The sequence below is a fragment of the Stenotrophomonas sp. GD04054 genome (assembly GCF_029836955.1).
Classification (GTDB): Bacteria; Pseudomonadota; Gammaproteobacteria; order Xanthomonadales; family Xanthomonadaceae; genus Stenotrophomonas; species Stenotrophomonas maltophilia_A.
In genome coordinates this window covers 1-20,544 of the sequence record NZ_JAOECR010000002.1, presented here as the reverse complement: position 1 = coordinate 20,544, position 20,544 = coordinate 1, and the positions used below count along the sequence as shown (strand labels likewise).

The window sequence follows — 20,544 nt, the reverse complement described above, 5'->3', positions numbered from 1 at the left end:
CCAGCGCATCCCGACCCCGGCGACGATCTTCCGTCAGCACCCGGGGCCCGCGCGCTCCAACCTGGTCCGGCATGTCCAACTCCCGCTTCGTACATCTCCACGTCCACACCGAGTTCTCGCTGGCGGACTCGACCATCCGCGTGCCGGCCAAGCCCGACCAGGCGGACCCGAAGAAGGCCAAGCAGGCCAACCTGCTGTCGCGCTCGGTCGAGCTCGGCCTGCCCGCGCTGGCGGTGACCGACCTCAACAACCTGTTCGCGCTGGTCAAGTTCTACAAGGCCGCCGAAGGCGTGGGCATCAAGCCGATCGCCGGCGCCGACGTGCTGATCGCCGAGGAAGGCCAGGACCCGTGGCGGATGACCCTGCTGTGCCGCGACCGTGAGGGCTACCTGAGCCTGTCGCGGCTGCTGACCCGCGCCTGGATGGAAGGTCATCGTCCGGAAGGCGGCGTGGCCGTGCACCCGGACTGGTTGAAGGCAGGCAATGCCAACCTGTTCGCGCTGGCCGGCCGGCAGAGCCTGGCCGGGCGCCTGGCGTTGGACGGCAAGCATGAACTGGCCGAGCAGCAGCTGGCCGACTGGCAGCGCGTGTTCGGCGATGGCCTGCACCTGGAGCTGACCCGCACCGGCCGCGAGGGCGAGGAAACCTTCAACCAGTTCGCGCTGATGGCGGCCGGCCAGCGTGGCCTGCCGGTGGTGGCCAGCAACGACGTACGCTTCCTGTCGCCGACGGATTTCAGCGCGCACGAAGCGCGCGTGTGCATTTCCACCGGCCGCGTGCTGGACGACCCCAAGCGCCCGCGCGAATACAGCGACCAGCAGTACCTGAAGTCTGCCGAGGAGATGTGCGCGCTGTTCGCCGACATCCCCGATGCGATCGACAACACGCTGGCGCTGGCCGAGCGCTGCAACATCGAGATGCGGCTGGGCACCTACTTCCTGCCCAACTACCCGGTGCCGGACGACGAGACCCTGGACACCTGGATCCAGAAGATGTCGCGCGATGGCCTGGAAGAGCGCCTGGAGAAGAATCCACTGGCGCCGGGCAAGACCCGCGAAGAGTATTTCGAGCGCCTGGAGTTCGAGCTCAACACCATCATCAAGATGGGCTTCCCGGGCTACTTCCTGATCGTGGCCGACTTCATCCAGTGGGGCAAGAACCAGGGCATTCCGATCGGCCCCGGCCGCGGTTCGGGTGCCGGTTCGCTGGTGGCCTGGGCGCTGAAGATCACCGATCTGGACCCGCTGCCGTACAACCTGCTGTTCGAGCGCTTCCTCAATCCGGAACGCGTGTCGATGCCCGACTTCGACATCGACTTCTGCATGGACCGCCGCGACGAGGTGATCGACTACGTCGCGCGCAAGTACGGGCGCGAGCGCGTCAGCCAGATCATCACCTACGGCACCATGGCCGCCAAGGCGGTGGTGCGCGACTCCGGCCGCGTGCTCGGTTTCCCGTACGGCCTGGTCGACGGCGTCTCCAAGCTGATCCCGAACATCCTCGGCATCCACCTGAAGGATGCGCTGGGCAAGGGCAAGGAAGGCCCGAGCTCGGAAATGGCGTCGGCCGAACTGATCCAGCGCTACGAGACCGAGGACGATGTCCGCGACCTGATCGATCTGGCGCTGCAGCTGGAAGACCTGACCCGCAACGCCGGCAAGCATGCCGGTGGCGTGGTGATCGGGCCCGAGCCGCTGAGCGAGTTCTGCCCGCTGTACGCCGAACACGACGAGAACGGCCTCGGCAAGAACCCGGTCACCCAGTTCGACAAGAACGACGTGGAAGAAGTCGGCCTGGTGAAGTTCGACTTCCTGGGCCTGCGCACGCTGACCATCATCGACTGGGCGGTGAAGGCGATCAACAAGCGCCATGAGCGCGCCGGCATCCCGCCGGTGGACATCGCCGCGATCCCGCTGGACGACACGCCCACCTACAAGGACATCTTCGCCAACGGCAACACCGGCGCGGTGTTCCAGTTCGAATCCTCGGGCATGCGCCGCCTGCTGAAGGACGCGCGCCCCGACCGTTTCGAAGACCTGATCGCGCTGGTGTCGCTGTACCGCCCCGGCCCGATGGACCTGATTCCGTCCTTCAACGCGCGTAAGCACGGCCAGGAAGAAATCATCTATCCCGATCCGCGCACCGAAGCGATCCTGAAGGACACCTACGGCATCATGGTGTACCAGGAGCAGGTGATGCAGATGGCGCAGATCGTCGGCGGCTACTCGCTGGGCGGCGCCGACCTGCTGCGCCGCGCGATGGGCAAGAAGGTGCCGGCCGAAATGGCCAAGCACCGCGAGATCTTCCGCGAAGGCGCGGCCAAGGACGGCGTGGACGAGGCCAAGGCCGACGCGATCTTCGACCTGATGGAGAAGTTCGCCGGCTACGGCTTCAACAAGTCGCACGCCGCTGCCTACGCGCTGGTCAGCTACCAGACCGCATGGCTGAAGCGCCATTACCCGGCCGAGTTCATGGCGGCCACGCTGTCCTCGGACCTGGACAACACCGAGAAGGTGGTCGGCTTCCTCGACGAGGTGCGCAACCTCGGCCTGACCGTGCTGCCGCCGAAGGTGAACCACTCCGCCTTCATGTTCGAAGCCGTGACCCCGGACACCATCCAGTACGGGCTTGGCGCGATCAAGGGCGTCGGCCAGGGTGCCTGCGAAGCGGTGGTCGACGAACGCCTGAAGGGCGGCGAGTACAAGGACCTGCTCGACTTCTGTACCCGCGTCGGTTCGGCCAAGCTCAACCGGCGCACGCTGGAAGCGATGATCAACTGCGGCGCACTGGACGAACTCGGCCATAACCGTGCCTCGCTGATGCTGCAGCTGCCGGAGGTGATCAAGGCCACCGACCAGATGGCGCGCGAACGTGCGTCGGGCCAGAACTCGCTGTTCGGCGGCCCCGACCCGAGCGCGACCACGATCCAGCTGGACCTGCCCGAAGCCGAGGAATGGCCGCTGCTGCAGCGCCTCAATGGCGAGCGCGACACGCTGGGCTTCTACCTCAGCGGCCACCCGTTCGATCCCTGGCGCGACGACGTGCGCGACCTGGTCGGCAACGACCTGGGCTCGGTGGAGAAGATCTGGAGCGCCAACAGTGGTGGCGGCGGCGGCGGCGAGAAGCGCTGGCGCCCGGAAGTACAGACCGTGCTGGCCGGCCAGGTGGTCGGCGTGCGCCGCAAGGGTGAGAGCCAGATCTTCATCCAGCTCGAGGACGGCCGTGGCCGCGTCGAGTGCAGCGCGTTCTCCGACGCGATGGCCGAGTTCGGCCACCTGATGACCAAGGACCGCATCCTGGTGGTCAAAGGTGGCCTGCGCGAGGACGAGTTCAACGGCGGCTTCGCGCTGCGCATCCGCCAGTGCTGGGACTTCGACGAAGTCTGCGCCAACTACGCCACGCGGCTGTCGCTGCGCCTGGACCTGCGCCAGCAGCGCCCGGTCTGGGAGCGCATCGACGCCCTGCTCGACCGCCATCGCCCCGGCCGCACGCCGCTGCGCCTGGACCTGCTGCTGAAGGGTCCGCAGGGCGGTGTCGCCGGCATGCTCGATGTGTCCGGGCAGAGCGCGGTACGCATCGATTCCAAGCTGATGGAGGCGCTGCGCGCCGACCCCGCCGTGCGCACCCTGAAGGTGCGCTACAGCCCGCCGTGGGCCAGCTGAAGCTGGCTCCCTGGTTTTGCTGATACCCCTGCTTTCCCGTTCCATGTATCAAGGACGATTGCCGATGAAGACCCTGCTGTTCCCGTTCGCCGCCGCGCTGGCCCTGGCCGCCTGTTCGCCCTCGAAGGTCGAGTTCCAGATCGACAACCCGACCGACACGCCGCTGGCACTGAGCATCGATGGCAAGGACCTGCCGGTGGCCGCACAGGGCTCGCGCCCGATTTCGCTGGCCGTCGGCGAGCATCGCCTGCATACCGACAAGCTCGGTGATGTGCGCTTCATCGTCTACGTCGACGGTCGTGGCGGGCTGATCAACCCGACCCTGAGCGAGTACGTGATCGCCCGCGAGATCTATGTCACCGACGAGAGCAAGCTGAAGAACTTCGGCACCGGCAAGGCCGGCATCGAGCTGGGCGGCGTCGACTTCGAAGGCCCGTTCGAAAAGAGCCACGAACTGTTCATCGACAAGACCTGGACCTACGGCGTGCGCGAGCCCTTCCCGAAGGAAAAGGTGGTGGCCCACGTCGACGCCAGCGGTGGCCAGATCGTGGCCAAGGTGTTCACCGCGCCGGACTTCATCGCTTACGTGGAAGAAGGCATGGGCGAGCCCGGTGCGTTCAAGCGCGAGCAGCCGGCCGGCTACGTGGCCCCGGCGTTTAGCCTGGAATCGGCCCAGGCCAGCCTGCCGGCGCTGGTGCCGGCCTTCGAGGCGCATGCCGCGCCGCTGCGTGAGGTCTATGCGCGCTGGCTGAAGGCCACCACCGCCGATGAACAGAAGGCCCTGCGCAAGCAGGACTTCGCCGCGCAGATGGCCTTCACCTCGGCCACCGCCACCCTGGGCAGCGGGCTGGGCCGGGAGGCCAACGAGGCCTACAACGACTTCGTTTCCCAGCGCAGCCAGCTGATGGGCCGCAGCGCCCTGGTGGTGCCCTGAGCTGACTGGCGCCCCCTGCCCGGCTGCGCTACCGTCGCCTTCCAGACGAAGGCGTACGGGTGGTTTGCACGCATTCGGCTAGAATTCCCCTCTTCTTTACACGACGGCTTCCGATGAATCCGAACTACCTCGACTTCGAGCAACCCATCGCCGACCTGGAAGCCAAGATCCAGGAACTGCGCAACGCCAGTGCCGGGCCGGCGGTCAATGTCGAGGCGGAAGTGCACGCGCTGCAGGACAAGCTGCGCATGCGCACCGCGCAGATCTTCCGCAACCTGACCTCGTGGCAGGTGCTGCAGCTGGCCCGTCATCCGTCGCGCCCGTACACCGCAGACTACCTCCGCGTCATGTTCGATGAGTTCCAGGAGCTGGCCGGCGACCGTGCCTTCGCCGACGACAAGGCGATCATGGGCGGCCTGGCACGCATCAACGGCCGTGCGGTGATGGTGATCGGCCACCAGAAGGGCCGTGACACCAAGGAAAAGATCAAGCGCAACTTCGGCATGCCCAAGCCGGAGGGCTACCGCAAGGCCCTGCGCCTGATGAAGATGGCCGAGCGCTTCGGCCTGCCGGTGCTGACCCTGATCGACACCGCCGGCGCCTGGCCGGGCATCGATGCCGAATCGCGTGGCCAGTCCGAAGCGATCGCACGCAACCTGATCGAGATGGCCGAACTGAAGGTGCCGATCATCTGCACCGTGATCGGTGAAGGTGGCTCCGGCGGCGCGCTGGCGCTGGGCGTGGGCGACCGCACCGTGATGCTGGAGTACTCGGTGTACTCGACCATCACCCCGGAAGGCTGCGCCTCGATCCTGTGGAAGGATGCCGGCAAGGCCAAGGATGCCGCCGAACAGCTGGGCCTGACCGCCCCGCGCCTGAAGAGCCTGGGCTTGGTCGACAAGGTCGTGCGCGAGCCGACCGGCGGCGCCCACCGCAACCCGACGCAGATGGCCAAGCGCCTGAAGGCGGTGCTGCTGAACGAACTGGACGCGCTGGACAAGCTGTCCACCGAGCAGCTGCTGGAACAGCGCTACGCCCGCCTGCGCAGCTACGGCACGTACGAAGCGGCCTGATTCATCGGCTTGTTACTTTCTTGCTCGTGCAAGAAAGTAACCAAAGAACACGCCGCCGAACGCGAGCCGGTGCCTTGCACCGGTTCCCTGCGCTTCTCGGTGAATCAGGGGACGGCGCCGAACTCGCTGCGCTCAAACATCGGCGCCTCTTCGCCCCTGTTTCACCTGCGATGCTCGGCTCGCTCATGGCGGACCTGAACATCAAAAGCCACAGCTGCACCCAGTAGATCCACGCCACGCGTGGATGCCTCTGCTTTGGCGAAGAATCACGCGAACCCGTAGAGCCAAGCATGGCTCTACGGATAGCGGGATCTCAGAACGGCTTGGCCAGCACCAGCCACACGATCGGGATGAAGGCCAGCAGCGGGATCTCATTGATCCAGCGCAGCGCGCGCGACGACGGCAGCGCCCTGCCCTTGGCCACGCCCTTGAGCAGGCGCCCGATCCAGCTGAAGTACACCAGCAGCAGCACCACCAGCCCCAGCTTGGCATGCAGCCAACCGGCGCCGCCCGAGGCAACCATCGTCGGGAAATCCGGAATGACCTTGTAGCCCAGCCACAGCACCAGGCCCAGCAGGAATGCCAACCCGAACATCGAGTGGCCGAAACGGTACAGGCGCAGGCCCATCAGCTGCAGGCGCTCGGTCACCGCCGGCTGGCCTGCGGTCTCGGCCAGATTCACCAGGATGCGCGGCAGGTAGAACACCGTGGCCATCCACGCCACCACGAACACGATGTGGAAGGTCTTGACCCAGTAATAGCTCTGCATGCGCTCGCTCCGGCGGCTGGCGTAGGTTGGCGGCAATTCTCGCATGCCGTGGCCGGGCCACCTCACGCCCCAGCGCCGCGACACATCGACGCATGGCACGCCGCAACGCCGTACGATAAGCGCCGTTTTCCCCGATCGTGCACCGCCCCATGGACAAGACCTACGACGCCGCCTACTTCCAACGCTGGTACCGCCGTGCCGACATCGGCGGCAGCGCCCGCCTGGCGCGCAAGGTTGCCCTGGCCGTGGCCAGCGCCGAGTACTACCTGGAACGGCCGATCCGCAGCGTGCTGGACATCGGATGTGGCGAAGGCGCCTGGCGCGCACCGCTGCTGAAGCTGCGTCCGAAGGTCGAATACCTCGGCTTCGACAGCAGCGAGTACGCTGTGCGCCGCTACGGCCGCACCCGCAACCTGCACCTGGCCCGCTTCGGTGATTTCGCCTGGCTGCGGCCCTGCGCCCCGGTCGACCTGCTGATCTGCTCGGACGTGATGCACTACGTGCCCGACCGTGAGCTGCGTGCCGGACTGGCCGGCGTGGCGGAGCTGACCGGCGGCGTGGCCTTCCTGGAGACCTTCGCCGCCGAGGACGCGTTCGAGGGCGACCACGAGGGTTTCCAGGCCCGCCCGGCGCGCTGGTACCGGCGGACGCTGGCCCGGCATGGCCTGCAGCCGGTAGGGTCGCATTGCTGGCTCGGTCCCGCCCTGGCAGGCGATGCGGCCGCGCTGGAACGGATGTGAATCCGGATTCATTATTTTCAGCCAACTTAACCTTCGGGACACCCGGATGGGATATGCTGCGCGGCAACATATGACCATACATATTCGGTCGTCATGCTCTATCAACTGCACGAACTGACCCGCAACCTGCTCGCCCCCTGGGTGCACCAGGCCCAGGCCAACGCTAGGTTCTTCGCCAACCAGGGCCACTGGTGGTCGCAGATGCCCGGTGCTGATCGCCTGGCGGCGGTCAATGAACTCTTCCATCGCATCGGCAAGGATTACGAGAAGCCCGAGTGGGGCATCAACGAAATCGACGTCGAGGGCGAGCGCGTGCCGATCGTCGTGCACGAGGAAGTGAGCAAGCCGTTCTGCAAGCTGCTGCGCTTCAAGCGCCACAGCAATGAAGCCGACCAGCTGCACACCATGCTCAACCAGCCGTTCGTGCTGGTGGTGGCGCCGCTGTCCGGCCACCACGCCACGCTGCTGCGCGACACCGTGCGCACGTTGCTGCGCGACCACCGCGTGTATGTGACCGACTGGGTCGACGCGCGCATGGTGCCGGCCAGCGAAGGCGAGTTCGGCCTGGACGACTACATCGCCTACATCCAGGAGTTCATCCGCCACCTCGGCGTGGAGCGCCTGCACGTGGTCAGCGTGTGCCAGCCGACCGTGCCGGTGCTGGCGGCAGTTTCGCTGATGGCCAGCCGTGGCGAGCCGACGCCGCGCACGCTGGTGATGATGGGTGGCCCGATCGATGCACGCTGCAGCCCGACCGCAGTGAACAACCTGGCCACGCAGAACCCGCTGTCGTGGTTCGAGAACAACGTCATCCACACCGTGCCGGCCAGCTATCCCGGCGCCGGCCGTCGCGTGTACCCGGGCTTCCTGCAGCACGCCGGTTTCCTGTCGATGAACCCGAGCCGCCACTTCAGCTCGCACTGGGACTTCTACACCGACCTGGTCAAGGGCGACCTGGAAGACGCCGACGCGCACCGTCGTTTCTACGACGAGTACAACGCGGTGCTGGACATGCCGGCCAAGTACTACCTGGATACTATTTCCGTGGTGTTCCAGGACTTCCTGCTGCCGCGTGGCGAGTGGGTGGTCAACGGCGAGAAGGTCGATCCGTCGGCGATCCGCGATACCGCGCTGCTGAGCATCGAAGGCGAGCTGGACGACATCGCCGGCCTCGGCCAGACCGAAGCGGCGCAGGCGCTGTGCACCGGCATCGACGCTGACCGCCGCGAGCATTTCATCGTTGAAGGCGCCGGCCACTACGGCATCTTCAGCGGCCGTCGCTGGCGCGAAGTGGTGTACCCGAAGGTGCGCGATTTCTTCGCCGCGCATGCCGAAGCACCGGCGGCGAAGGTCACGAAGAAGAAGAGCAACGTCACCCCGTTGCGGCGAAAGGCGGGGTAACTCGGCCCTGGTGGGCACCGACCTTGGTCGGTACGCCCTGGTAGATGCCAACCTTGGTTGGCGCTCTACCATGAATCCCGGTATCTGATGGATTGTGCCAACCAAGGTTGGCACCTACCAAAGCGAATTCCGCCAAGCGCCCCTGCACTGATGGATCGTGCCAACCAAGGTTGGCACCTACCGAAGCGTGGATTCCCGTTTACAGCCGCACGAGCAGGTTCTTGGCGATCAGCCCATGCAGCTTGCCGATGCCGCGTGCCAGATGCATCGTCAGCAGCAGCAGCAGCGCGCCCGCCGCGGCAACCGCGATTGCCACCAGCGGCGAGGCCGCCATCGGCAGCACGTTCACGTCGTTGATGTACACGCCGGGGATGTCGCCACTGAAGATCGCCGCGACCGGCGCCCAGATCAGGCTCAGCGACAGCGACAGCAACGTCACCGCGATGGTGAAGTAGATCACGCCCAGCGGCAGCATCAGCACGAAGTACAGCAGCGTCAGCCAGGTGCGGCCATCGGTGAACATGTCACCGATGCGCTGCAGCCACGTGCGGCTGCGGTCGGTGTACTGCGGCCGGCGCGGCATGCGTTCGCCCAGCAGCGCTTCCACCAGGCGCCCTTCCAGCAACGCCAGCCCGCGCACCGAACCGAAGAACAGCACCGTCAACGGGATGCCGATGATCAGGATCATCAAACCCAGCGACAGCGACAGCCCGGTGACCACCCAGGTGAAGAAGAAGGTGCCAGTCGCCAGCGACAGCAACATGTAGAACAGCGCACCATAGGTATGCGGATCGGCCACCACGCCGAAGAAACGCGCCAGCAGCGAGCGCTGCACCGGCGTCGGCGGCGGCGCGGCAGGCTCGACGCCACTCGCTTGCGCGGCCGCACGCAGCATCGGTGCGGTATCCGCACGCGGTGTACGCAGCGCGCGATTCACCGTCACTTCGGTCTCGCGGTAGATTTCGGCTACCTCGTCCGGCGCACCGTAGCTGCCGGCAACGTCGGCGATCACCTCCGCCTCGCTGCGGCCGGGCTGCGCCGCCAGCTCCGAGCGCAGGTATTCCTCGGCGTCGTACAGCGCGTCCTGCACCATCGCCGGGTCGGCGCCTTCCAATGCCGCGCGCAGCTGCGCCAGGTACTGCGGGATGGTCGTGGGCAGGGCTCGGCCTGCCAGGCTCGGGTCGTTCATTGCGGTACCCCCTCCAACACGGAATCGACGGAATCGCGTGTGGCCTGCCAGGCCTGGCGCCACTGCGCCAGCACCTCGCGGCCACGTTCATTGATGCGGTAGTAGCGCCGCGGCGGCCCGCTGCTGGACGGCTCCACATGGCTTTCCAGCAGGCCGGCGCCCTCCAGATTGCGCAGCACCGGGTACAGCGCGCTCTGCTTGCCGCTCAACACGCCCTCGCCCACCCGCTCCAGCTCCTTGGCGATCAGGTAGCCGTACAGCGGCTCCCCAGCCCGGGCCAGCACCGCCAGCAGGGCCAGCGACACCGTTCCAGCGCTGAGTTCCTTCTGGAACTTCTTCAGCTGGACATCGTCCTCGGACATGACCGGCCCTCCACTACGTTGAAGTCCACAGTAGTGCGAAGTTCGGTATAGCGAATGTGTCGTTAGTCACTCTGCCGGTTGGCGTGGCCGGGCCGCTCACGCAGAATCGAAGCCTCGTTCATGTTCCGGGGTTCCCATGCCGCACCGTCGTCGCCTTGCCCTGACCGCCCTCGCCCTGTCCTGCCTGCTGCCCGCCCTGGCCAGTGCGGCCACGCCCTACCGCAGCCCGCAGCAGATCCTCGATGCTTCGGCGGCCAGCGACTGGCGCACCCCGGACCCGGCCAACCTGCTGTACATGGACCTGCCGGCCGGGCGGGTGATCATCGAGCTGGCGCCGCAGTTCGCCCCGCGCCATGTCGCCAACATCCAGACCTTCGCCCGCGAGCACTTCTGGGACGGCACCAGCATCTACCGCTCGCAGGACAACTTCGTGGTGCAGTTCGGCGATGCCGACGCCGATGACGCAGCCAAGGCCAAGCCGTTCGGCAGTGCCGCGCGCAAGCTGCCGGCCGAGTTCGAGCGCGCCAGCGCCGGCCTGAAGGTCAGCGTGCTGCCGGACCGCGATGGCTGGGCCGCGCAGACCGGTTTCGTCGACGGCTTCCCGGTCGGCCAGGACCCGCAGGCCGGCAAGGCCTGGCTGGCGCATTGCTACGGCATGCTGGGCGCTGGCCGCAGCAACGAGGAAGACAGCAGCATCGGCGCCGAACTGTACGTGGTGACCGGCCAGTCGCCGCGCCAGCTGGACCGCAACATCACCCTGGTCGGCCGCGTGCTGAAGGGCATGGAACTGCTCAGTGCAACGCCGCGCGGACCGGCGCCGATGGGCTTCTACGCCGACCCGAAGCTGCGCACGCCGATCGTGTCGATCCGCCGCGCCAGCGACGTGCCGGCGGCCGAGCGCACGCCAATCCAGGTGCTGCGCACCGATTCGAAGACCTTCGCCGATACGGTGGAAGCGCGGCGGAATCGCGTGGATGATTTCTACAAGCGCCCGGCGGGGCATATCGACCTGTGCAATATTCCGGTGCCGGTGAAGTAACGCCGTCGCGGGTTCTGCGCGTGGCGCGTGCTGAAGGTGCTTCATCGTTCATGGGCGTTACTTTTCTTTGTACGCGCGCCGCGCTGCAGGAGCGGCGCGGAACGGCGCAGCCGGCCCGGAGGGTGGCGCACAGGGACGTGCGTCATCAAGAAAAGTAACCAAAAGAAACGTTCCGCCAGCCGCAAGCCGGTGCTGCGCACCGGTACCCTGCGCTCCTCGGCCCGTCGAGGGACGGCGCAGGAACTCGCTACGCTCAGACACCCGCGCCTCTTCGCCCTCGCCGGACCTGCGGTGCTCGGCTCGCTCAAGGCGGACTGGAAGGTCAAGATCAACGGCAAAGGCATCCACGCATGGCGTGGATCTACTGGGTGCAGCTGCGGTCTTTGATCTGGGTCCGCCTTGAGTGAGCCGAGCATCGCAGGGGAATCAGGGGCGAAGAGGTGCCGATGTCTGAGCGCAGCGAGTTCGGCACCGTCCCCTGATTCACCGAGAAGCGCAGGGGACCGACGTGCGAAGCACGGCGGCTCGCGACCTGGCGGCGCGTTTCTTTTGGTTACTTTTCTTTTCGCGCGAAAAGAAAAGTGACGCCCATGAACGATGAAGCACCTTCAGCACGCGCCACGCGCAAAACGCCAACGCATCAGCCCTTCTGACTCACCGCCACGCTACCCAGAATCAACGCACCGGCAATCAGCATCTGCAGCGTCACCGGCTCACCCAGGAACAACCACGCGAACGCAGCGCCGAACAGCGGAATCAGATAGGTCACGGTCGACGCACGCGACGGGCCGATACGGCCGATCAAACGATAGAACATCAGGAACGCCAGGCCGGTACAGGCCACGCCCAGGGCAATCGCTGCGCCCCAGGCCTTGGCCGGAATCGCCGCCTGCGGCCAATGGCTGACCGCCATCGGCAGCATCCACAGCGAGGCACAGGACAGCGTTGCTGCCGCAGCGGCCGCCGACGGCAGCCCGGTCATGTGTCGCTTCACCAGGTTCACGCCCAGGCCGTACAGCAACGAAGCCGCCGCACCGGCCAGCACCGCGGTGCCGATGCTCAGGCCGGAGACCTTGGCCGTGGCCAGCACCACCACGCCGGCGAAGCCGACCAGCAGCGCGCCCGCACGGCGCATGCCGATCTTCTCGCCGAAGAACAGGAAGGCGATCAGCGCGGCGAACAGCACGGTCATCGCATTGCAGATCGCACCGATCGCGGCCGGTGCCTGTTCGGCGGCATAGGCGAACAGCACGAACGGCAGCGCCGAGTTGATCAGGCCGATCGGTGCCAGCCACAGCCAGCGCCGCGGCGGGAACTGCGCGCGGGCGCGCCACAGGAACGGCAGCAGCACCAGCGCGCCCAGCACCAGCCGCACCTCGACCAGCGCGAACGGGCCGAACGACGGCACCGCCACCCGCATGAACAGGAACGAGCAGCCCCAGATGGCGCCCAGCAGGGTCAATTCCAGCGGCGTGCGCCAGTCGCGCTCGGCCGCCTGTGGGACCGCATTCATGCCCTGCCTCCGTCCATCGTCTGTTCCTCGCCAAGGCAGACAGGATCGGGCGCAGACGCCCGCCGCACAAGCGCGTAGTATCGCTGCCAGCCACAAATATGGTTTGAGGCTGGACATGCAGCTACGCCCTTCCCTGCTCCCCGCACTGGCCGTGTTCGCGGTCGCCGCGCGCCACCAGAACTTCGCCCAGGCCGCCCAGGAGCTGCACCTGACCGCCAGCGCGGTCAGCCACCATGTGCGCCGGCTGGAGGAGGTGCTGGAAACCCGGCTGTTCCTGCGCCACGCCCGCGGCGTGCGCCTGACTGCCGAGGGCCGGCAGCTGGCCGACGCCGCCAGCGCCGCCTTCTCCGATGTCGCGGCCGTCGCCCATCACCTGCAGCCGGATGCCGACAGCGTGCCGCTGCGGATCACCACGCTGCGCTCGCTGTCCTACTGCTGGCTGCTGCCACGGCTGCCACGCTTCACCCAGGCCCATCCGCACATCCGCATCGAACTGCACACGGGCAGCGGTCTGGACCGCTACGACGACAACGGTCCGGAGGTCGGCATCCGCTATGGCCTGGGCCAGTGGCCAGGCCTGCGTGCACAGCACCTGATGGATGACTACCTGTTCCCGGTGGCCTCGCCGGCGCTGGCCGGGGTCGAAACGCTGGTCGATCCGGCGCGCATCGCCGACCTGCCGCTGCTGACCGATCTGTCGCCGCAGGGCTGGCGCGACTGGTTCCGCCACTCGGGTGTGCGTCCACCGTCGCCGCTGCCGCCGATGCATACCTTTGCCGACAGCACTGATGCGATGCGTGCCGCGGTGTACGGCATGGGCGCGGTGCTGGCACGTACCCATATCGCGCAGCCCTACCTGCAGCGCTACGAGGTGGTACGCCTGCCTGGCCCGGCGCTGAAGGCGCGCTACGCGTATCACGTGGTGCATGCCGAAGGGCAACCGCCGAGCCACGCCGCGCGCCTGTTCATCGACTGGTTGCTGGAGCAGGCGCAGGACGAACGCACGCCGATTCCCGCGTTGCCGGAAAGCCTGCTCGGGCGCCCGGCCACGCACGGCTGACTGCGCCCTCACCCGTTCTTTGCTTCACGCTGGCTAGGCTGCAGGCAACCCCACACCGTATCGACGCCATGGCCATGCTGCGACTGCGCATCACCGGAACCGAAGACGACGCCCGTGCCATCAGCGACCTGCTGCTCGGCCTGGACGGCATCGAACATGTCGAGGAAACCGACGACCTGATGCCGCACATGGACGACGACGATTCCAGTTCGGCCGGGCTGTCCGATGACATCGGCCCGGGCATCCACGAACTGGAAGTGGAAGTCGGCAATGAAAGCACCGCGCAGAAGGTGCGCGATGCCGTGCAGGAACTGGCACTGGAGCTGGACGTGTTCGTCGAGTACGAGACCGACGAGGGCTGATGCCGGCGGGTTGCCGGCATCAACCTTCACCTCAGAGGCTGGGCGGCAGCCTGCGGCGGCGGCGACGCCACCACGCCCGCACACCCCAGGCCGCGATCAGGGCCAGCACCGCCACCGGCAGCAGCGCGGCCGCGGCGCGGATCAGGAACGCAATACTGGTGCTGAGGATGCTGCCCGATTCGCTCAGCGCCTCACCGATCTCGCTGCGGCTGCGCTGGCCCGAGGTGGTATCGAAGTGCATCGTGACCAGCTGGGTATCGATGCGCCGGCGTTGCTGCGCCGAATCCTTGTTGGCCTGTTCGACGCCCGCTTCGATCTCCGACAGGCGCGTGGTGATCGCCATCAGGTCCTCGATCTTCAGGTCCTTGCGGTCCTGGTAGGACAGCAGCCGCGCATGTTCCTTCTCCAGCCGCGCCTTGGTCAGTGCGGTGTCTGCTACCTCCTGCGCCAGGTCCTCGGCGCGCGTATTGCGCGACTGCAGCGTGCCCCCCTCACCGGCCAGAGCGATCAACGGCTCGGTGCCCTTCGGCGCGATTCGTACCTTGACCTCACCGCTGGGCTGCTCGCCACTGCGCTGGTCGACCTGCAGCACCGCGCAATCACCGAACTTCGCACTCTGGCAGGCCTGCGCCACCTGCTGGATGCGCACAGCGATCTGCGCCGCTTCCAGCTGGATCTGCACGTCATGCTCGTAGGCCAGGAACGCACCTTCCGGCGAAGCGACAGCAGCATCGGCAGCGGCCGCACCCGCCTCCTGCGCCCTCTCGCCGTTCTTGGCACAGGCCGCCAGCGCCAGCAGCAGCACCGGCATTGCCACCACACGCGTCCACGCGCGCAGCGGCGTCACAGTGCCGCTCCGTCGTAGGACATCACCGCCAGCGTGGCCAGGTCCACCTGCGGTACGCAGCGCACGTTCACCGCCACCATCGGCGTACCGGTGCGAGGGTCCACCGCTTCGCTGTAGGGGGCAACGCCGCACTCGCGGCAGTGGTGATGATCGATGTGGGCTTTGTTGAAGTGGTAGGTGGCCACGTCCGCGGGATTGGTGCTCAGCTGGAACGCCTCGCGCGGGGCGAACCACAGCAGGCTGCCGCGACGGCGGCACATCGAGCAGTTGCAGTCGATGACGTCGCTGATCGGCGCCTCGGCCTGTACGGTGAATGCGATCCTGCCGCAATGGCAGCTTCCCTGGTATTCCATGTCCTGTGCTCCGCTGGAGGGTCCTTGTCAGTGCCCATGGTAATCCTATGGCACGGGGACAAAGCAGCCCCGGGGCCCTATGCTCGGGGTTTGACCCTGTACAGGAACGCCGATGCGCCCGCATCTTCTTGCCCTCGCCCTGGTCGCCGCCCTGGCCGGTTGCCAGCCGGCCGACGCCCCGACCAACGGTTCCACCCCGGCCGCCAGCCAGCAGGCCGGTGACGCGGCGGTCGATGCCGCCTTCGCCGACCTGTCCAAGCGCGCCCTGGACACCTGGATGCAGCTCTCGCCGGTCAGCGCCACCCAGATCGGTGACCACCGCTACGACAGCGAACTGGATGACCTCAGTGCCGCCGGCCAGCAGAAGACCCTGGCCGCCTACAAGGCGCTTCTGGGCGAGCTGGACAAGATCGAGGTGGCCAAGCTGGGCCGCGAGAACCAGGTGGACGCGGCGATCCTGCGCAACCAGCTGCAGTCCGAGATCTGGAACGCCGAAGTGCTGCAGTCCGGCAAGTGGGACCCGCAGCTGTACAACGGCATTGCCGGCAGCGCGATCTACGGCCTGATGGCCCGCGAGTTCGCGCCGCTGCCGGAGCGCCTGAAGTCGGCCACCGCGCGTATGGAAAAGCTGCCGGCGATCTTCGCCCAGGCACGCGAGAACCTGGATCCGGCCCGCGTGCCGAAGATCCACGCCGAGACGGTGGCCAAGCAGAACAAGGGCATCCTCAGCATCGTCGATACCTTCATCACCCCGCACATCGGTGAACTGCCGCAGGCCGACCAGCAGCGCCTGCAGGCCGCCATCGATGGCCTGAAGAAGGCCGTGGACGAGCAGCAGACCTGGCTGGACAAGACCCTGGTGCCCAACGCCAAGGGCGATTTCCGCATCGGCGCGGAGAAGTACGACCAGAAGCTGAAGTTCGCGCTGAACTCGTCGCTGTCGCGCCAGGAGATCGGCGAGCGTGCACGCGCCGAACTCAAGCGCGTGCGCGAAGACATGTACGGCATCGCGCAGACCGTGCTGAAGGACAAGCCGGGCGCACCGGAGATGCCGGCACAGCCGACCGACGAGCAGCAGCAGAAGGCGATCGAGGCCGCGCTGGAGCTGGCCTACGCCGACAAGCCGGCGCGCGACAAGGTGGTCGACGATGCCAAGGCCGCACTGGAGCAGTCCACCGCATTCGTGCGCGAGCACGATCTGATGACCCTGCCCGACGCGCCGGTGGACATCATCCTGATGCCGGAATTCCAGCGTGGCGTGGCCGTGGCCTACTGCGATTCGCCGGGCCCGCTGGACAAGAACCTGAAGACCTTCTACGCCGTGTCGCCGATTCCGGACGACTGGAACGACAAGCAGGTCGACTCGTTCCTGCGTGAGTACAACTCGCGCATGATCCACCTGCTGAGCATCCACGAAGGCACCCCGGGCCACTACCTGGAAGGCTGGCATTCGGCCAAGTTCCCCTCCACCCTGCGTGCGGTGCTGCGTTCTGGCCTGTTCGCCGAAGGCTGGGCGGTCTACACCGAGCGCATGATGCAGGAGCAGGGTTACCTCAACAACGACCCGCTGTTCCACCTGGTGCAGCTGAAGTTCTACCTGCGCACGATCTCCAACGCGATCCTCGACCAGGGCGTGCACGTGGACAACTGGGATCGCGAAAAGGCGATGCACCTGATGACCCACGATGCCTTCCAGCAGGAAAGCGAAGCCTCGGGCAAGTGGGTGCGCGCGCAGCTGACCTCGGCGCAGCTGCCGACCTACTTCGTCGGTGCGCAGGAACACTTCGACACCCGCAAGGCGGTGCAGGAGAAGCTGGGCGACAAGTTCAACCTCAAGGCCTACCACGACCAGATGCTGTCCTACGGCGCGCCACCGGTGCGTTTCGCACGCCAGCTGATGCTGGACCAGCCGATCGAGTGATCGCGCCGGTGTGAGCGGAAACAGAACGGCCCGGGGAAACCCGGGCCGTTTTCTGTTCGGCGTCCCGGGATGGACCCATCCACGCATGGCGTGGATCTACTACCCGCCTGCCAGTAGATCCACGCCATGCGTGGATGGCATTCAATTCACCGCGCGATGCAGCACGCGCTCGAACTGCACGTCACTGCATCCATTCTGCCCACACCCGGGAAGCGCGAGCTCCACCCGACCGGGTGGCTGTACATCGCTCAACGGCAGCGCATCTCGCAGTTGCGCGGTGGTCGGGTAGACGTAGGCCAGGCGGAAGCGCTCGCCACCGCTTTGGCGGTCGCGCCAGCGCTCGAACTGCAGCAGGCCGCCGATCGGTGTCTTCTCATACTGGCCCGGCAACGTGTAGTCCGTGATTCCCAGCGCCGCCAGCACGGAACCGATGTTGGAATCGTGGCCGACCAGCAGGCTCACCTTCGGTGACGCCGGATCTTCGAACAGCCCGTTTATTCTTGCCAAAAGCGGCGCAGCCACGTCACGCGCCACCTCGGGTGTTCCGAACAGGATGTCCTGGTAGCGGTTGCGGACCTGCGCCAGCGCCTGCCATTGGTCCTCCGTGTTCAATCGGCCCCAGCCTTCGCCGGGAATGCCACTTCCCTGGTAGTGCTCCATCAACAAGGCATCGACCAACCCGCTTGCCAGGGCCAGCGAACCGGAAGTACGCGGTTCTTTGCCCGGCTCTGCGCTGAAAATGGAATCGGCCGGCGTCAGGTGGCATTCGCTGCGGCCTGCGCACGCAGCCGACTGCGGGTAGCGGGTGATCGCCTCCACCGCCGCCAACGCTGGTGCCAGATCCGATGCGGCCTGCGCCTGTTGCATCGCCGACAACGCGCGTTCGCGGAAGGCCGCATCACCGTTGTGGATCACCGGATTGAACAACGGATCCATCGTGCCCAGCGGCATGCGCTGTTCCACCGCCACGTGGCAGCCCGGGAACGCACCGGCAACGAAAAACTGCGCGGTGGCCTGGGTGCGCTGCAGGCTGTTGGCGTGCGCGTGGAAGTCGCTCGGCTGCGGGCAGCCCGTTGCCGGCAGCAACTTTGCCTGCCGCAGCCACTGGCCGATGTAACGGCCCATGTAGACCTCCAGCACGCCGCCCTTGGTGGTCAGCTCGCCGGCGCCCACGTCCCAGCTCGGCCAGCGCTCCGGAGTCGCATTGGCCAACGCGCCCGATGCCACCACCGGTGCGCGCAGGTTGTGGCGGCTGAGAAGGATGACCTGCTCGAGGGCTTCGCCTTCCACTGATGGCGATGCAGCGGCTGCGGCAGTGGCGACCAGTGCCAGCACCAGCGCCAGCAGCAGGGGGCGTAGAGAACGAATCATGCGGGCCTCCGACCCCAAGGAATGCATCCACGCATGGCGTGGGTCTACTGGTCTGCAGCCACAAAACCACCGGTCTGCCGCGCCCACAAGCGCGCGTACAGGCCACCGGCCGCAATGAGCTCGGCATGGGTGCCGGTCTCGACAATGCGGCCCTGGTCCATCACCACCAGCCGGTCCATGCGTGCGATGGTCGACAGCCGGTGCGCGATCGCGATCACCGTCTTGCCGCCCATCAGCTGGTCCAGGCTGTCCTGGATCGCCGCTTCCACTTCCGAGTCCAGTGCCGAGGTCGCCTCATCCAGCACCAGGATCGGTGCGTCCTTCAGCAGCACGCGGGCGATGGCGATGCGCTGGCGCTGACCACCGGACAGCTTCACGCCGCGCTCGCCCACGTGCGCGTCGTAGCCACGCCGGCCCTGCCCGTCCACCAGCGTATCGATGAAGGCTGCGGCGCGCGCCTTGGCCACGGCGGCATGCAGCTGCTCGTCAGTGGCATCGGGGCGGCCATACAGCAGGTTGTCGCGGATCGAGCGATGCAGCAGCGAGGTGTCCTGGGTGACCACGCCGATCTGCTGGCGCAGGCTCTCCTGGTTGACATGGGCGATGTCCTGATCGTCGATCAGGATGCGGCCGCTTTCCAGGTCGTACAGGCGCAGCAGCACGTTGACCAGGGTCGACTTGCCGGCACCGGAAGGACCGACCAGGCCGATCTTCTCGCCCGGCTTCACCACCAGGTCCAGTCCGGCAATCACGCCGCCCTTCTTGCCGTAGTGGAAGTGGATGTCCTGGAAGTGCACGCCACCACGGGTCACCTGCAACGGCACCGCATCCTCGCGGTCCTGCACGGTCAGCGGCTGGGCGATGGTAGTGATGCCATCCTGCACCGTACCGATGTCCTCGAAGATGCCGTTGATGGTCCACATGATCCAGCCGGACATGTTGTGAATGCGGATCACCAGGCCGGTCGCCAGCGTGATCGCGCCAACAGTGATGTGGCCACCGTTCCACAGCCACAGCGCGAGCCCACAGGTACCGGCAATCAGGAAACCGTTGACGATGGCGATGGTCAGGTCCATGCCGGTGGTGATGCGGGTCTGCGCACGGTGCTTGACCGCCAGTTCCTGGATCGACTCGGCCACATAGGCCTGCTCGCGTCCGCCATGGGCGAACAGCTTCAACGTGGGAATGTTGGTGTAGCCATCAACGATGCGGCCCATCGCCTTGGAACGCGCTTCGGAGGCGATCCATGCGCGTTCCTTCGCGCGCGGAACGAAATAGGCCAGGATCACTGCATAGGCCAGCAGCCACAGGATCAACGGCACCATCAGCCGCCAGTCGGCCTGCGCGAACAGGTACAGCGCGGTGCCGGTGTAGACCACGATGTACCAGAGCGAGTCGACCATCTGCACTGCCGATTCGCGCAGCGAGGTACCGGTCTGCATCACCCGGTTGGCCACGCTGCCGGCGAAGTCGTTCTGGAAGAAGTTCAGGCTCTGCCGCACCACGTAGTTGTGCATCAGCCAGCGCGAGCGGTTGCTCAGGCCAGGCACGATGGCCTGGTTGACCAGCAGGTTGTGCAGGCCGACCAGGATCGGCCGCGCGATGACCGTGATGAACAGCATCCAGCCCAGCTCATTGGCATGGCGCTTGAAGAAATCGGCCCCCGGCTGCTCGGCGACCATGTCGACGATGCGGCCCAGGTAATCGAACATCGCCACTTCCACCAGCGCCAGCAGCAGGCCGGCGATCAGGGTGGCCAGCAGCACCGGCCACACCGGGCGCAGGTAGTGCAGGTAGAACGGCACCACCTTGCGCGGCGGCATGCGCCCGTCCACGGGTGGGAACACCGGAATCAGGGATTCAAACCAACGGAACATCGCATTCCCTCGCCATCAATAGCCGGCGGAGTATCCCACGCCGCGTGTGTACGCCAGCCGATGATCACCGC

General features: G+C 66.6%; 17 protein-coding genes. 9 read left to right on the top strand and 8 right to left on the bottom strand.

The annotated features are described in order from the left end of the window. Window positions 1-71 precede the first annotated feature (71 nt). The 3 genes from dnaE to N7573_RS01835 all read left to right on the top strand — a co-directional run bounded on the left by dnaE (window position 72) and on the right by N7573_RS01835 (window position 5,669). Window positions 72-3,662 (top strand): DNA polymerase III subunit alpha, encoded by a 3,591-nt coding sequence (gene dnaE / locus N7573_RS01845; protein WP_279943067.1) that lies wholly within the window; start codon window positions 72-74, stop codon window positions 3,660-3,662. A gap of 64 nt (window positions 3,663-3,726) precedes the next feature. Further along, on the top strand, window positions 3,727-4,596 hold the full coding sequence (locus N7573_RS01840; RefSeq protein WP_279913190.1) for a hypothetical protein: 870 nt from the start codon (window positions 3,727-3,729) through the stop codon (window positions 4,594-4,596). Window positions 4,597-4,709: 113 nt separating this feature from the next. Then, window positions 4,710-5,669: an acetyl-CoA carboxylase carboxyltransferase subunit alpha gene (locus N7573_RS01835; RefSeq protein WP_032128332.1), complete on the top strand. Its 960-nt coding sequence runs from the start codon at window positions 4,710-4,712 to the stop codon at window positions 5,667-5,669. Window positions 5,670-5,982: 313 nt separating this feature from the next. Here N7573_RS01835 and N7573_RS01830 read toward each other — a convergent pair whose 3' ends face one another. Next, window positions 5,983-6,438 carry a CopD family protein gene (locus N7573_RS01830; RefSeq protein WP_032128333.1) on the bottom strand — a complete coding sequence of 152 codons (456 nt, stop codon included), beginning with the start codon at window positions 6,436-6,438 and terminating at the stop codon, window positions 5,983-5,985. Between the two features lie 149 nt (window positions 6,439-6,587). Here N7573_RS01830 and N7573_RS01825 point away from each other — a divergent pair, with 149 nt between their 5' ends. Next, the gene (locus N7573_RS01825) at window positions 6,588-7,178 is read left to right on the top strand and encodes a class I SAM-dependent methyltransferase (RefSeq protein ID WP_032128334.1); all 591 of its coding nucleotides are present in this window, start codon (window positions 6,588-6,590) and stop codon (window positions 7,176-7,178) included. 93 nt (window positions 7,179-7,271) lie between these two features. After that, a complete protein-coding gene (gene phaZ / locus N7573_RS01820; protein WP_279913189.1) occupies window positions 7,272-8,579 on the top strand; it encodes a polyhydroxyalkanoate depolymerase in 1,308 nt (435 codons plus the stop codon). Window positions 8,580-8,778: 199 nt separating this feature from the next. Here the strand turns inward: phaZ and N7573_RS01815 are convergent, their stop codons facing one another. Both N7573_RS01815 and N7573_RS01810 read right to left on the bottom strand, forming a co-directional pair. Then, window positions 8,779-9,768, bottom strand: a complete 990-nt coding sequence (locus N7573_RS01815) for a sensor domain-containing protein (RefSeq protein ID WP_279913188.1) — start codon at window positions 9,766-9,768, stop codon at window positions 8,779-8,781. Further along, window positions 9,765-10,130 (bottom strand): PadR family transcriptional regulator, encoded by a 366-nt coding sequence (locus N7573_RS01810; RefSeq protein WP_032128337.1) that lies wholly within the window; start codon window positions 10,128-10,130, stop codon window positions 9,765-9,767. Before N7573_RS01810 ends, N7573_RS01815 begins: the two co-directional genes overlap by 4 nt. A 136-nt stretch (window positions 10,131-10,266) precedes the next feature. Between N7573_RS01810 and N7573_RS01805 the strand changes: the two genes are divergently transcribed. Continuing rightward, window positions 10,267-11,169, top strand: coding sequence for a peptidylprolyl isomerase (locus N7573_RS01805; protein WP_279913187.1), 903 nt, complete (start codon window positions 10,267-10,269; stop codon window positions 11,167-11,169). 640 nt (window positions 11,170-11,809) lie between these two features. Here the strand turns inward: N7573_RS01805 and N7573_RS01800 are convergent. Beyond that, complete coding sequence (locus N7573_RS01800) at window positions 11,810-12,682, bottom strand: DMT family transporter (RefSeq protein ID WP_032128339.1); 873 nt, start codon at window positions 12,680-12,682, stop codon at window positions 11,810-11,812. 115 nt (window positions 12,683-12,797) lie between these two features. Here N7573_RS01800 and N7573_RS01795 point away from each other — a divergent pair, with 115 nt between their 5' ends. Further along, window positions 12,798-13,742 (top strand): LysR substrate-binding domain-containing protein, encoded by a 945-nt coding sequence (locus N7573_RS01795; RefSeq protein ID WP_279913186.1) that lies wholly within the window; start codon window positions 12,798-12,800, stop codon window positions 13,740-13,742. Between the two features lie 68 nt (window positions 13,743-13,810). Next, window positions 13,811-14,104: a hypothetical protein gene (locus tag N7573_RS01790; RefSeq protein ID WP_005415831.1), complete on the top strand. Its 294-nt coding sequence runs from the start codon at window positions 13,811-13,813 to the stop codon at window positions 14,102-14,104. Window positions 14,105-14,135: 31 nt separating this feature from the next. On the opposite strand, the gene N7573_RS01785 is transcribed toward N7573_RS01790, so the two are convergent. Both N7573_RS01785 and N7573_RS01780 read right to left on the bottom strand, forming a co-directional pair. Then, window positions 14,136-14,915: a DUF4349 domain-containing protein gene (locus tag N7573_RS01785; protein ID WP_279913191.1), complete on the bottom strand. Its 780-nt coding sequence runs from the start codon at window positions 14,913-14,915 to the stop codon at window positions 14,136-14,138. Between the two features lie 32 nt (window positions 14,916-14,947). After that, window positions 14,948-15,304, bottom strand: a complete 357-nt coding sequence (locus N7573_RS01780) for a GFA family protein (RefSeq protein WP_046983156.1) — start codon at window positions 15,302-15,304, stop codon at window positions 14,948-14,950. Window positions 15,305-15,416: 112 nt separating this feature from the next. On the opposite strand from N7573_RS01780, the gene N7573_RS01775 reads away from it, so the two are divergent. Further along, on the top strand, window positions 15,417-17,225 hold the full coding sequence (locus N7573_RS01775) for a DUF885 domain-containing protein (protein WP_279913185.1): 1,809 nt from the start codon (window positions 15,417-15,419) through the stop codon (window positions 17,223-17,225). Between the two features lie 141 nt (window positions 17,226-17,366). Here the strand turns inward: N7573_RS01775 and agp are convergent, their stop codons facing one another. Continuing rightward, window positions 17,367-18,596 carry a bifunctional glucose-1-phosphatase/inositol phosphatase gene (gene agp, locus N7573_RS01770; protein ID WP_279913184.1) on the bottom strand — a complete coding sequence of 410 codons (1,230 nt, stop codon included), beginning with the start codon at window positions 18,594-18,596 and terminating at the stop codon, window positions 17,367-17,369. A 44-nt stretch (window positions 18,597-18,640) separates the two neighbouring features. Continuing rightward, complete coding sequence (smrA, locus tag N7573_RS01765; RefSeq protein WP_279913183.1) at window positions 18,641-20,473, bottom strand: multidrug efflux ABC transporter SmrA; 1,833 nt, start codon at window positions 20,471-20,473, stop codon at window positions 18,641-18,643. Window positions 20,474-20,544 lie beyond the last annotated feature (71 nt).

Excerpts from the sequence above, each read along its gene's own strand:
- phaZ (WP_279913189.1), top strand. The coding sequence starts at position 7,272 with ATGCTCTATCAACTGCACGAACTGACCCGCAACCTGCTCGCCCCCTGG.
- agp (WP_279913184.1), bottom strand. The coding sequence starts at position 18,596 with ATGATTCGTTCTCTACGCCCCCTGCTGCTGGCGCTGGTGCTGGCACTG.
- N7573_RS01785 (WP_279913191.1), bottom strand. The coding sequence starts at position 14,915 with ATGCCGGTGCTGCTGCTGGCGCTGGCGGCCTGTGCCAAGAACGGCGAG.
- N7573_RS01810 (WP_032128337.1), bottom strand. The coding sequence starts at position 10,130 with ATGTCCGAGGACGATGTCCAGCTGAAGAAGTTCCAGAAGGAACTCAGC.
- N7573_RS01840 (WP_279913190.1), top strand. The coding sequence starts at position 3,727 with ATGAAGACCCTGCTGTTCCCGTTCGCCGCCGCGCTGGCCCTGGCCGCC.
- N7573_RS01790 (WP_005415831.1), top strand. The coding sequence starts at position 13,811 with ATGGCCATGCTGCGACTGCGCATCACCGGAACCGAAGACGACGCCCGT.
- smrA (WP_279913183.1), bottom strand. The coding sequence starts at position 20,473 with ATGTTCCGTTGGTTTGAATCCCTGATTCCGGTGTTCCCACCCGTGGAC.
- N7573_RS01825 (WP_032128334.1), top strand. The coding sequence starts at position 6,588 with ATGGACAAGACCTACGACGCCGCCTACTTCCAACGCTGGTACCGCCGT.
- N7573_RS01805 (WP_279913187.1), top strand. The coding sequence starts at position 10,267 with ATGCCGCACCGTCGTCGCCTTGCCCTGACCGCCCTCGCCCTGTCCTGC.
- N7573_RS01830 (WP_032128333.1), bottom strand. The coding sequence starts at position 6,438 with ATGCAGAGCTATTACTGGGTCAAGACCTTCCACATCGTGTTCGTGGTG.
- N7573_RS01795 (WP_279913186.1), top strand. The coding sequence starts at position 12,798 with ATGCAGCTACGCCCTTCCCTGCTCCCCGCACTGGCCGTGTTCGCGGTC.
- N7573_RS01800 (WP_032128339.1), bottom strand. The coding sequence starts at position 12,682 with ATGAATGCGGTCCCACAGGCGGCCGAGCGCGACTGGCGCACGCCGCTG.
- N7573_RS01835 (WP_032128332.1), top strand. The coding sequence starts at position 4,710 with ATGAATCCGAACTACCTCGACTTCGAGCAACCCATCGCCGACCTGGAA.
- N7573_RS01780 (WP_046983156.1), bottom strand. The coding sequence starts at position 15,304 with ATGGAATACCAGGGAAGCTGCCATTGCGGCAGGATCGCATTCACCGTA.
- N7573_RS01775 (WP_279913185.1), top strand. The coding sequence starts at position 15,417 with ATGCGCCCGCATCTTCTTGCCCTCGCCCTGGTCGCCGCCCTGGCCGGT.
- N7573_RS01815 (WP_279913188.1), bottom strand. The coding sequence starts at position 9,768 with ATGAACGACCCGAGCCTGGCAGGCCGAGCCCTGCCCACGACCATCCCG.
- dnaE (WP_279943067.1), top strand. The coding sequence starts at position 72 with ATGTCCAACTCCCGCTTCGTACATCTCCACGTCCACACCGAGTTCTCG.